A 12,180-nucleotide genomic window follows, 5' to 3' on the forward strand; every position below is an offset into this window, starting at 1 on the left:
GTCATGTTGATCAAGACCTCTCGTCGCGACTGGTTGCGCGGCGCCACTTACGGTCTCGGCGGCTACGCTGTCAGCGGCATGATGCCGGGCGGCGGCTGGTTCGGCGCCCCGGCGGCCAACGCCGCCAGCTTCGTCGATCCGCTGGCGCCGAAGGCCCCGCATTTCGAGCCGAAAGTGAAGTCGGTGATCTGGCTTCATATGGATGGCGCGCCCTCGACGCTCGATCTCTTCGACTACAAGCCCGAGCTCGTGCGCCTCGCCGGGCAAGAGGTGCCGGAGTCCTTTCTCAAGGGCATCAAGACCTCGACCCAGGGCGGCGTCGGCAAGCTCTTCGCCACCAACCGCACCTGGAAGCAATATGGCCAGAGTGGCGCCTGGTTCTCCGATTGGGTTCCAAACATCGCGCAGCACGCCGACAAGCTCACCTTCATCAAATCGAGCGTCACCGTCGGCGCCACGCACGACATTTCGATCCTGAAGCTCAACACCGGCGACCTCTCGCCGGGCCGTCCGTCGCTCGGCGCCTGGGTCACTTATGCGCTTGGCTCCGCCAATCCCGATCTTCCGCCCTATGTCGTGCTCTACAGCGGCAAGCGCGAGCCGCGCGCGGGCTCGGTGAACTGGAGTTCCGGATTCCTTCCGGCTGTCTATCAGGGCACGGCCTTCCGTCCCGGCGCGCAGCCGATCCTGCATCAGGCGCCGCCGGATCTCATCGGCTTGCAGCAGCAGCGCGAGAGCCTCGACCTCTTGAAGCAGCTCAACGATCTGCGCGGCGCCGCGCATCCGGAGGACACCGAACTCGAGGCGCGCACGCGCTCCTATGATCTCGCCTATCGCATGGAGGCGACGGCGCCGGAGGCTGTCGATCTCTCCAAGGAAACCGAGGCCACCAAAGCGGCTTATGGCCTCAATGAAGACGCCACGAAGGACTACGGCACCGTGCTGCTGCGCGCGCGTCGCCTCGTCGAGCGCGGCGTTCGCTTCATCCAGGTTGTTTCGGGCCCCATCGAAGGTTCCGGCGTCGGCGACGACTCTAACTGGGACGCGCATCGCCAGCTCGAAAAGAACCACAGCATGCATGTCAAAGCGGTGGACAAGCCGATCGGCGCTCTCCTCGCCGATCTCGAGGCGCGCGGCCTGCTGGATCAGACGCTCGTCATCTGGACCTCGGAATTCGGCCGCACCTCTTACGGCCAGAGTGGCGACGGCCGTGACCATAATCCATGGGGCTATACGCAATGGCTCGCCGGCGGCGGTCTGAAGCACGGTCTCACCTATGGTCAGACCGACGAGATCGGCTTGAAGACCGTCGAAAATCCGGTGGACACCTACGATGTCCATGCGACGGTTCTTCAGCTTCTCGGCCTGGATCACCTCAAGACGATCTATCTGCGCGCTGGCCGCGCCGAACGTCCGACCGTCGTCTATGGCAAGGTCGTCAAAGACATCCTCGCCTAGGCGTCGCTGCATGCAGCCTGGTCGCGGATCTTTCTTTCTCCTCCTTGGACTGGCGGTCTCCGCCAGTCCTTCCACAGCAGCGGCGCAAAGCGCGCCGGCAAAGATCGTCATCGAACACTATGCATTCGGTCCGCCGGCTCTCAGCGTGAAAGTCGGAGAGAGGATCGAATTCATCAACAACGACCAAATTCCCCATTCGATCGTCCTCGAAGGGCCGAATGGCGAGACCTTTCGCTCCAAGGAGCAGCTCGACGAGGGCGAGAGCTTCGGCGTCGTGCTCTCGGCGCCAGGCGAAGCGGTTTATTACTGCGGCGTGCACTCGGGGATGCAAGGGAAAATCACGGTGACCAAATGATCGAGTTTCTCAAGCTACTGCGTGTCGACGTCCTGATTGCATTCGCCGCGGTTCTCGTGAGCGCGCCCGTCATCGCAGCGATCGATCTGCGTGACTACGACAATGATCTCATGCGGGACCTCGATAAGACCGTCAAATATTTCGAGCCCGACATCACCGCGAAGAATGCGGATGCGGCGAAGGAAGATGCGCAGGTGCTGCTCGACGGCTTCAAATATACAGAAGACTATTTCGCCAAGAAGGGCGCCGACGACGCCGTCGAAATCTCGCGTAAGGGCGTGAAGCTCATCAGCGCCGTATTGGCGAGCGTCGACAGCAACGACTTCGATGCGGCGGCGTCGGCCGCGCGCGGCGCGCCCGACCTCTGCAAATCCTGCCACGACATCTACAAGCCGCGTCTCGCGCGCTAGACCTTCAATCCAACGCCAAAGGGAAGAACATGACTCGCAAGACGGCAAAGGATTTCAGTCCCGCTGTGCTGAAGTCTTTCGATCTCTACGTCCACGGCGACATCGACCGGCGCGGCTTCTTTGATCGCGTCAGCAAGCTCGGGCTCGGCGCCGCTGGCGCGGCCGCGATGCTCGACGCCCTGAATCCGCGCTTCGCCGAGGCCGAACAAGTCAAGAAAGACGATGCGCGTATTGTCGGGCGGATAGTCGAATATCCCTCGCCCGACGGCAATGGCGTGGTGAAGGGCTATCTCGTAAAGCCGGCGAATGTCAGCGGGAAGCTGCCTGTCGTTCTCGTCGTCCATGAGAACCGCGGCCTCAATCCGCACATCGAAGATATTGCGCGCCGTCTGGCGCTCGCCAATTTCATCGCCTTTGCGCCCGACGCGCTGGCGCCGCTCGGCGGCTATCCTGGCGATGAAGACAAAGCGCGCGAACTTTTCCAAAAGCTCGATCAGGAAAAAACACGCAAGGATTTCGTGGCTGCGGTTTCGGCGCTGAAGGCGCTGCCCGACGGCAACGGCAAGGTCGGCGTGGTCGGTTTCTGCTATGGCGGCGGCGTCTCCAACTTCCTGGCCACCAAAGTTCCGGATTTGGCGGCGTCCGTGCCGTTCTATGGCGGCCAGCCGAAGGCCGAGGACGTCAAGAATATCAAGGCGCCTCTGTTGCTCCATTACGCCGGCAATGACGATCGCATCAACGCAGGCTGGCCAGCCTATGAGGCGGCGCTGAAAGACGCGAAGATCTCCTACGAAGCGCACGTCTATCCCGGCGTGCAGCATGGCTTCAACAATGACACCACGCCTCGCTACGACGAGGCGGCGGCGAAGCTCGCATGGGGGCGCACCATCGATTTCTTCAACGCCCATCTGCGCGGCTGACACAGTTCCCAAAGGATACACGCCATGAAGACACCGCTCTTGTTCCTCGTCTCTTTTCTCGCCGCCACGACGGCCTTCGCCGCCGACAATCCGGCTGCGCCCGCAGCGGCGGCGCCCGTGGCAACGAATCCGGCGCCTGTCACGCCGGCAAATGACCCGGCCTATACCTATAAGACGCTTCGCCTCAATCGCGCGGCTTTCGATGCGCTCGCGGCGCGTCCCGGTGAGCTGCTCGTTCTCGATGTGCGTCGACCAGACGAGCTTACGAAAGTGGGCGGCTTTCCTGTCTATCTCAGCATCCAGACCAAAGAGGTGCAGAATAGTCTCGCCTATATCCCCGGGATCGGCTGATCGTCGTCGTTTCAAATCGCGCGCATCGCGCCGGGGCTGTCGGTGACCTGCTCTCGTCTTATGGATTCCGTGTCGTCGGCGCCATCGGCGTGCGCGATTATGAAGACGAGGGTGGTTCCCTGTTGAAGATCGCGCCGCCTGCGCAGAGCGCCGCCGCGCCCGGGGCCGCGCAAACCGCTGCCGCGGCTCCTGCTCAACAGGCGAAATAGAAAAGGTCCGTCGCGATGAACATCACGCGCGTTATCATTTCGCTATTCCTCGTTTTGTCGGTCAGCGCGGCGCATGCCGCGTTGAAGCCCGGCGACGCAGCGCCGGACTTCGCCGCGCAAGCGGCGATCGGCGGAAAGGATTTCAACTTCTCCCTCACGGAGGCTTTGAAGAAGGGCCCCGTCGTCCTCTACTTCTATCCGAAGTCGTTTACGCGCGGCTGCACGATCGAGGCGCATGAATTCGCCGAGAGTTATGACAGTTTCGCTGCGGTGGGCGCGTCCCTCATCGGCGTATCGAGCGACACGATCGAGACGCAGCGAGAATTCTCGACGAAAGAGTGCCGGGACAAATTTCCTGTTGCGGCGGACCCGGCCTTCAAGGTGATCAACGCCTATGACGCCAAGCGGCTCAAACCGAGCGCCTCGGGGGATACGGTCGCCGACCGCATCTCTTATGTGATCCTGCCGGACGGAAAAGTCGCTTTCTCACTGACCGACTCCAACCCGAGCCGGCATGTCGAGAGCACGCTCGAGTTCGTTCGCAAATGGCGTGAAGAGCACAAGCCGTAAGCCGGCTGTTTCCACCACTATTACTCATCGCAAATGGAGTTCGTTGCATATGTCTCGTCTATCACACCGCGCCGCGCCGCTCACGATCGCTGCCGGCGTCATTGCTCTCGTGAGCGTCGCCGTTGTGGCTGGCGCTCAGGCGCAGAACGCGCCCGCGCCTGGCAAGCAAGCCGTCGAGAACCGCAAGGCCGGTTTCCTGCTGATCGGCAATTACTTCCGCTATTTCGGCGCTGTTTCGAAGGGGACCGCCCCGTATGACGAAGCGGAGGCGACAAAGCGCGCGTCGAGAATCGCCTTTTTGTCGACGATTGTCGAAGACGCCTTTCCCGAAGGCTCGAACCCCGGCGAGCCCGAATCCAAGGCCAAGGCCGACGTCTGGAGCAACCGCGCCGATTTCGACAAGAAGCTGAAAGATTTCCAGGCGCACGCCCAGGCGCTCGTCGAGGTCAACGCCAAAGAAAAGGGCGCGACCGACGCTTTCAAGGCGGCCGTCGCGGCTCTGGCGGGTGACTGCAAGGGCTGCCACGAGACCTACAAGGCGAAATAACCCAGGCGAAATAAGACTAAAACGGTGACGAGGCCGATATGACCACCATCGAGAATGACCGTCTCTCTTCTGCAACGTCGTACAGTGAGACGAGGACTTATCGCAAGGTTTGGGATTGGCCGACACGCTTCTTCCATTGGAGCCTCGTCGCCGCATTCGCCGGAGCCTATGCGTCCAACAAGCTCGGCGCGGCCTATTTCTCGCTGCATTTGTTTTTCGGCTATGCGGTTATCGTCCTCGTGACTTTCCGCATCGTCTGGGGCTTTGTCGGGGCGCGGCATGCGCGTTTCGCCAGTTTTTTAAAAGGGCCGCGCAGCGTGCTGCATTATGTGAGCGCGGTTGGACGCGGTCGACATACACGCTATGTTGGGCACAACCCGCTCGGCGCATTGATGGTGATCGCGCTGCTGGCGGCGCTCGGCGCGCAGGCGGCTTTCGGGCTCTTCGGCGACGATGAGATATTCAATGCGGGGCCGCTTGCCCCTCTTGTCAGCAAGGACGCAAGCCTCCTGCTGACCTCGCTTCATCGCAAGCTCTTTTACGTCATTCTCGCGGCGGTCTTCGTGCATGTCGCCGCAGTGCTGGCGCATGTCGTCGTTGCGCGGGAACCGATCATCCGCGCCATGGTGACGGGAAGCAAACCCAGTGAATTCGTGCCGGCCGAGGAAACGCTGCGATCTTCTCGCGGCGCGGTCGCCTTTCTCCTGTTCGTCGCGATCGTCGCCGCTTTCGCATTCGGCCTGCGCTTTGTGCCCGGGGCGCAGGTCGATATCGCCGCTTTCTGAACCTTATCCATAGTCACGAACGATGGAATAGTCGCGTAGGTCCCCTCGCGTTCTCCTACGTGGCGACAAGGCCGCGATCTCTCACGAGATCGCGGCCGATTTTGTTTTGTGGTGCGTTTTGTTGCTGTTTTGCAACATCAGGCGATATTGGGCGCAGTCTGGCGGCGAGATCGGGCGCGAAAGCGATTGCCAGCTTGACCGGCAGTTAGAAATATACATAGTTGGTAGATATAATAAGCAAACGGGTGGGTGTTCCAATGCGCCGTAACGGCTTCGCGTTTCGTAGAATGCTTCTTTCCAGCGCCGCACTCGCGCCGCTGTCTCTTGGCGCGCTTGCGACGCTGGTCGCCGACGCTGCCCGCGCCCAGGATGCGCAGGTGGAGGAGGTAAAGGTCACTGCGCGTCAGCGCGAGGAGAAAGCGCAGGATGTGCCGTTGCCGGTCAGCGTGGTCGGCGCCAAGACGCAGGAGAGAGAGCGTCTCGAGCGCTTGCAGGACTTCGCGCAGAAAGTCCCGAATTTCGTGCCGTCGATCAACAATCCGCGCACCTCGGCCATGTCGATTCGCGGCATTTCCGGCATCTCTGGCGGCGCCGACGGTTCCGAGTCGGCGGTCGGCCTCATCGTCGACAACGTCTTCTACACGCATGTCGGCTTCCAATGGGCCGACTTCGTCGATCTGCAATCGCTCGAAGTTGCGCGCGGCCCGCAGGGCACGCTGCTCGGCAAAAACACGACGGTGGGCGCCGTCGTGATCCGCACGCAATTGCCGTCCTTTGCCCGATCTGCGACGTCCGAGACGACCATCGGCGCCTACAACCGCGTCACGCAAAAGCTCAACGTCACCGGTCCGATCATCGACGACAAGCTCGCCTATCGTGTGACGCTCTATTACGATCGTGGCGACGGCTGGATCCATAATCAGTTCAACAGCCAGAAGCTCCTGGACAATAATCGCTGGGGCATTCGCGGGCAGTTGCTCTATGTCGGCGAGAACTTCACCGATCGCCTGATTTTCGACCGCCTGCGTTCCGATGAATACAACAACTACAGCGGCGTCGTCGGAAACTCCTTCCCGCTATGGGCAAATGGCGCTCTGGCGAGAACCTATGCGCAAAATCTCTGGACGCGCCTGCGCACGCCGATCCTCACATTCGATCCCTACCAGCCTTATCTCACGCGACTGGGCAAGCTCGATCAGCGCACGACCGGCGTCTCGAACGAGTTCAATTACACTTTGGGAGAGAATACGCTGACCGGCGTCTCGGCCTGGCGTCAATTCATTCTGCATCCCAACAACTCGACCGGCAATCAGCTCACCGACATCAGCGCGAACGCCTATGACGTGAAGGTCGATCAATTCTCGCACGAAACGCGCCTTGCGTCGCCGCAGGGCCAGGAATTCGAGTGGACGATCGGCAACTACAATCTCTACGAACATGTCTGGTCGTATAACCACGTCGATTTCGGTTCACAGGCGAGCCAGTGGTTCGCCAACAACATCAACGCCAATCCCTATAATCTCTGGGGCCTCTCCTATCGCAACGACGGCGTCGCGCGCACTTTCAGCACGGCTGCTTTCGGCCAGGGAACTTGGCACATCGACGAAAAATGGGCGCTGACCGCCGGATTGCGCGACACTTACGAGATACGTGAGGGCTCGGATTTCGGCTGGATTCAGGGGCTTTCCAACCTCAGCCAGCTCGCGGCGGTTAGGCAGGCGACCGGCGGCACGACGTTCTTCGACACGGGCGGACAGCAGAAACGCGTCAATTCGATCTCGGGACTTTTCAATCCCTCCTATCGCATCAACGAAAATGTCATGACCTATGGCTCGGTGGCGCGCGGCGAAAAATCCGGCGCGGTCAACACCCAGGCCTTGCCGATCCTCAACAGCGCCGGCGTTTTCCAAGGGTGGCAGCCCGTCATCACCAAGCCGGAAGTCTCATGGGACTATGAAATCGGCGTCAAGACAAACTGGTTCGACAACCGGCTCATCCTCAACGCCAACGCCTATTGGAATGATATCTACAATTTCCAGTCGGTGCTCGTGAACACGGATTATACCGACGTCTCCGGCGTGCCCATTCGCAAGAACTATCTCGGCAACATCGGTCATGTGCGTCTGCGCGGTTTCGAAATCGACGGACGCTGGAGCCCGATCGATCGCCTGTGGCTGACCTTCTCGGGCGCTTATACCAACGCCCAATACGTCGATTTCCCCAAGGCCTCGCCATCGCCGGAATTCCTGTGGCCGGCCTCGAGCAATATCGGCGGCGTGGCGGCGCCGGCCTATATGAGCCTCTCGGGCCATAGCATCACCGGCGGCGTTTCGGGAAATAACCCGGTTGCGCCGTTCTCCTTCAACCTCGGCTTCAATCACGAATATCCGCTTGGCGCGATCTTCCGCGACGTCGGCTATACGGGGCCGGTGACGCTCTTCAGCTATTCCAACGCCGCATGGCGGGCGCGCACGCAGCTTTCCAATCCGCTGTCCATCTATCCGCTGTTCATGCCGGCCTACGCGATCTGGAACGCTGGCGTCGGTCTGAAGACTGACGATGATGTCTACAGTTTCAATCTCTGGGTCCGCAATCTGCTCGACGAGCGCATCATCGTCGCACAAACGATCGCGTCTACGGGCCTGTCGCCCTCGCCGTCCACCGTCACCTTCGACGCATACAACCCACGCACCTTCGGCGCGACGCTGCGCGTCAAGCTCTATTGAGCAACGTCTCGCTACACGTTCAGGAGTTCGTACGATGAAGAGAATTACCGTCTTCCATCTGGCCGCTATGACGATCTCGCTGCTCGCAGGATCGGCGGCGGCGGCCGATCTGCCGAGCGCCAAAGCGCCTCCACCGCCCCCGCCGCCGCCGGTGTTTAGCTGGCAGGGCGGCTATGTCGGCGTTTACGCGGGCGCAATTCTCGGCGAGGGCGCATTCACGCTCGTCAATCAAACGCCCCTGCGCGGCTCGGCTTTCGTTGGTGGTGGAACGATCGGCTATAATTGGCAATGGACCGATACGATCGTTCTCGGCGCGGAAGCCGATTTCGGCTACCGCGGCAGCATTCAGCCTGGTCGCACGGGTTGGAGCTATCCCGGCCGGACCGACTCCGGGGTGCTCGGGACCCTGCGTGGCAGAGTGGGCTACGCCTTCGCGCCGCGTTGGCTCGCTTATGTCAGCGCCGGCTTGGCTTACGGAACGAATTTCATCTCGAATAACTTTTCGAGCCTTCCGCCTTTCACCTATGGGCAGTTGAGTTCGGGGCCGACGCTGCGTCCCGGTTGGACCGCCGGCGCCGGCTTCGAATATGCCTGGAACGACAAAATCTCGATCAAGGGCGAATATCTCTATGCCTGGCTTGCCGAGACAGGCGTCGCCTACAACACTAATCGCGGCGTCCTCAATGCGAATGTTTCGAGCGCCGGACATGTGGTGCGCGCAGGAATAAACTATCATTTCTCCGCTGGCCCGCTCGCGGCGCCGCCGGCGCTCGTCAAATAGCTTGTGCCGATTTTGCGGCGCTTTGGGCTCGGGGCATTTGTTCCGAGCCCTTTTTTGTTGCGCGGCGTCGCGCTCGCGCGATGAAGTGAAAAGAATGTGCGATGCAGCTATAATCACATTGCGTCTATAGGAAATATACGCTAGTCATTGGACGTCTGGTTTTCATGAGAAAGGGCGACATCGATGGCGACAGCCGCCGCGCCGAATTTCGACTCCGCCGACGCCGCCGGCGATGATTTCCTCGTTGATCCGCAGGGTGTGCAGGGATTGCTGCAGCCGAGTGGGCTGCGGCCGAATTATCCCGCCCAATTGGGCGCGGCCGCCCTCTACGCTCTTCTGCTCGGCCTGATCGTCACCCTGTCTTTCAAAGCCGCGGAGGCGCCCGTCGAAGAGCAGCAAGTAATCGAACTTGCGCCCGTGCCGGCCGAGGAGCCGCCCCCGCCAGAGGACACGCCGCCGCCGCCCGAGGAGCTCGTGCTCCCTGACGAGCCGCCGCCGCCCCCGCCGGTCTTGGACCCGATTGCGCCGATCGAGCCGCCGAAGCCGATCGAGAAGCCCGCCATCAAGCCCAAGCTCGAGAAGAAAATCGAAAAGCCGGTCGCCGCGAAGCCGGCGACCGCCCGCGCGCCGACGGCCGCGAGAACGGATGCGCCTGCTGTTCGTGCGCCGGCGGCTCCATCGGGTGCAACGGCCTCGGCGATCGCCAACCAGTTCCACGCTTGCATGCAGCGCGCCGCCGCCAACGCCTATCCGGATTCGCAGGCGCCGCGCACCGCGCATATCGGCTACCGCGCGACCTTCGGCGCCACCGGATCGATGACCTCTTTCTCGATCACGCCTTCGGGCAATGGCGCTTTCGATGCGGTCGCCAACCGGCTCGGGGGCCGTTGCGGCTCCGTCGCCGCGCCCGGCAAGCCGGTCTCGCTTTCGGGCTCCTTCACCTTCAGCCCCTGATTCCCAGCAATTGAAAGGCAGATAAATGGCAGATCCTGTCACCAACACGGCCTCGACGGCGCTCGCGCATACGCTGACGCCCATCGAGCTCTTCCTGCAAGCCGACGCCATCGTGAAGAGCGTCATCATCCTGCTCATCATCGCTTCCGCTTGGGGCTGGGCGGTGATCGCCGAGAAGCTCATCCGTCTGCGCATCCTGCATAAGCGCGCCGACAAGCTCATCGCCAGCGTCCAGGACGGCTTGCCGGTTGCGGCCGTCGCGGAGAGCTTCAATTCAGCCTCCGAGGACGATCCGCTCGTGCAGGTTTATCGGGCGATGGTCGACGAGCAGACCCGTTCGGCGGAACTCGTGTATACGGAGGCGCAGCGCGACTCTCTGCAAGACCGCGTTCATCGCGTAGCGCAGCTAGCGAGCTCCCACGCGCTCGATCAACTGCAGGCGCGGCTGCCGTTTCTCGCCACCATCGGCGCCGTGGCGCCCTTCGTCGGCCTCTTCGGCACGGTTTGGGGCATCATGAACTCGTTCCAGGGCATTGCGGCGTCGAACAACACCAGCCTCGCGGTGGTTGCTCCCGGCATCGCCGAGGCGCTCTTCGCGACCGCGCTCGGGCTCGTCGCCGCCATTCCCGCCGTCATTTTCTACAACCGCATCAGCGGCGACATCGGCGCCTATGGCAAACGCCTGACCGCCTTCATCGGCGTCTTCGAGGTGGAACTGTCCCGTCATCTGTCCAAGAGAGGAGAGCGCAATGGCCTTCGCGTTGCGTAAGCACGATTCGGAATTCGACTCGCAGCCTATCGCCGACATCAATGTCACGCCGCTCGTCGACGTCATGCTGGTGCTGCTCATCGTCTTCATGGTGGCGGCGCCCTTGATGACCTCAGGCGTGCCTGTCGATCTGCCCAAGACGGCGGCCAAGCAGCTCAATGACCAGCAGCCGCCGATCGTCGTCAGTGTCGACGCCAACGGCTCCTATTTCGTCGACAAGAAAGAGGCGACCGGCGTCGAAGGCCTGCTCGCCGTGCTCAAGGAGAACAGCGAGAACAACAAGGACCGCCGCATCCATCTGCGCGCAGACAAGGCCGTCGCCTATGGCAAGGTCGCCGAAGCGATGGGCGTGATCAACGCCGCCGGCTATGTGAAGGTCGCTCTCGTCTCCGAGGGCGCTGGATCGGGCGCCAGGGCCGCTTCGGCGGCGCAATAGGCGCGCGAAACGTCCCGGGCTCGTTTTCCTCAAGGCGCTCCGCCGTCCTCGGAGCGCCTAGTTTCCCCCGGGCCCGGGACGTGTTTTTTGATAATTTCAAGTTATAAAATCAGTTGCTTGCCCCGACCGCCCAGGCGGCGGAGGCCGATAGGCAGGCAGATTTGCGCTTCTGCTTTCGCCGGATGTTCCTATATGATAGCTAGCGTTGATCGGGGCGTCCGCATCGGAGGGCCTCCCAAGCGCGCGGGCAGGCCGATTTGGCCTCGAAAGAAGAATGCTCTCGAATAAAGCGAAATACGGGCTGAAGGCGCTCATCCATCTCGCCAAGGCGGACGACAAATGTCTGGCCGGCGATATCGCGACCGCCAACAATATCCCCCGGAAATTCCTGGACGCCATCCTGGTCGAGCTGCGCAACGCCGGCATTCTCAACAGCCGGAAGGGCAAGGGCGGCGGCTATCATCTGGCGCGCCCGGCGGAGAAGATCACCGTCGGCCAGATCATCCGCATCCTCGACGGCCCGCTCGCGCCGATCGCCTGCGCGAGCCGCACGGCCTATCAGCGCTGCGCCGACTGCCCGGACGAAGACGCCTGCGCGATCCGCGACATCATGCTGGACGTGCGCGATTCGATCGCACTCATTCTGGATCGCACCAGCATCGCGTCGCTGCGCAATCGCGGCAATCGAGAGACACAGATTTTGCGGTGACGAGCGCCAACTCGTACGAAACGCGTTTGATCACGCGTCATTCCCGACGCTCGCGCAGCGAGCGATCGGGAATCCAGAGCAAAACCAGCGCTATTGGGGCTCTGGATTCCCGGTCGGGCTTTCAGCCCGCCGGGAATGACAAAAGCCCCAAGGGAGCTGTTCACGCGCAAATGGCGTCGAAGCCTTCTTCGCTCCGCACG

14 protein-coding genes are annotated in these 12,180 nt (G+C 61.7%); all 14 read left to right on the top strand.

All coding sequences use genetic code 11. From position 1 onward, the window contains the following. Positions 1-3 precede the first annotated feature (3 nt). On the top strand, positions 4-1,458 hold the full coding sequence (locus tag QNA11_RS16840; protein WP_283483890.1) for a DUF1501 domain-containing protein: 1,455 nt from the start codon (positions 4-6) through the stop codon (positions 1,456-1,458). Between the two features lie 10 nt (positions 1,459-1,468). Beyond that, positions 1,469-1,813 carry a cupredoxin domain-containing protein gene (locus QNA11_RS16845; protein WP_283483891.1) on the top strand — a complete coding sequence of 115 codons (345 nt, stop codon included), beginning with the start codon at positions 1,469-1,471 and terminating at the stop codon, positions 1,811-1,813. Then, on the top strand, positions 1,810-2,223 hold the full coding sequence (locus QNA11_RS16850; protein WP_283483892.1) for a hypothetical protein: 414 nt from the start codon (positions 1,810-1,812) through the stop codon (positions 2,221-2,223). Before QNA11_RS16845 ends, QNA11_RS16850 begins: the two co-directional genes overlap by 4 nt. Before the next feature lie 29 nt (positions 2,224-2,252). Then, a complete protein-coding gene (locus tag QNA11_RS16855) occupies positions 2,253-3,143 on the top strand; it encodes a dienelactone hydrolase family protein (RefSeq protein ID WP_283483893.1) in 891 nt (296 codons plus the stop codon). A gap of 24 nt (positions 3,144-3,167) precedes the next feature. Further along, entirely contained in the window at positions 3,168-3,494 is a 327-nt protein-coding gene (locus tag QNA11_RS16860) for a hypothetical protein (RefSeq protein ID WP_283483894.1), read from the top strand. 224 nt (positions 3,495-3,718) lie between these two features. Then, positions 3,719-4,273: a peroxiredoxin gene (locus QNA11_RS16865; protein ID WP_283483895.1), complete on the top strand. Its 555-nt coding sequence runs from the start codon at positions 3,719-3,721 to the stop codon at positions 4,271-4,273. 49 nt (positions 4,274-4,322) lie between these two features. Then, positions 4,323-4,820, top strand: coding sequence for a c-type cytochrome (locus QNA11_RS16870; RefSeq protein WP_202071413.1), 498 nt, complete (start codon positions 4,323-4,325; stop codon positions 4,818-4,820). 38 nt (positions 4,821-4,858) lie between these two features. Then, on the top strand, positions 4,859-5,605 hold the full coding sequence (locus tag QNA11_RS16875; RefSeq protein ID WP_283483896.1) for a cytochrome b/b6 domain-containing protein: 747 nt from the start codon (positions 4,859-4,861) through the stop codon (positions 5,603-5,605). Between the two features lie 287 nt (positions 5,606-5,892). Next, a complete protein-coding gene (locus QNA11_RS16880; protein ID WP_283483897.1) occupies positions 5,893-8,331 on the top strand; it encodes a TonB-dependent receptor in 2,439 nt (812 codons plus the stop codon). Between the two features lie 34 nt (positions 8,332-8,365). Next, positions 8,366-9,112: an outer membrane protein gene (locus QNA11_RS16885; RefSeq protein WP_281929128.1), complete on the top strand. Its 747-nt coding sequence runs from the start codon at positions 8,366-8,368 to the stop codon at positions 9,110-9,112. Positions 9,113-9,295: 183 nt separating this feature from the next. Continuing rightward, positions 9,296-10,066, top strand: coding sequence for a hypothetical protein (locus QNA11_RS16890; RefSeq protein ID WP_281929127.1), 771 nt, complete (start codon positions 9,296-9,298; stop codon positions 10,064-10,066). 25 nt (positions 10,067-10,091) lie between these two features. Beyond that, complete coding sequence (locus QNA11_RS16895) at positions 10,092-10,835, top strand: MotA/TolQ/ExbB proton channel family protein (protein WP_283483898.1); 744 nt, start codon at positions 10,092-10,094, stop codon at positions 10,833-10,835. Continuing rightward, the gene (gene tolR, locus QNA11_RS16900) at positions 10,816-11,271 is read left to right on the top strand and encodes a protein TolR (protein ID WP_202071419.1); all 456 of its coding nucleotides are present in this window, start codon (positions 10,816-10,818) and stop codon (positions 11,269-11,271) included. The genes QNA11_RS16895 and tolR overlap by 20 nt, the downstream gene beginning before the upstream one ends. Before the next feature lie 274 nt (positions 11,272-11,545). After that, entirely contained in the window at positions 11,546-11,980 is a 435-nt protein-coding gene (locus QNA11_RS16905; protein ID WP_202071420.1) for an RrF2 family transcriptional regulator, read from the top strand. Positions 11,981-12,180: the final 200 nt, after the last annotated feature.

The sequence above is a fragment of the Methylocystis sp. JR02 genome (assembly GCF_030063565.1).
Classification (GTDB): Bacteria; Pseudomonadota; Alphaproteobacteria; order Rhizobiales; family Beijerinckiaceae; genus Methylocystis; species Methylocystis iwaonis.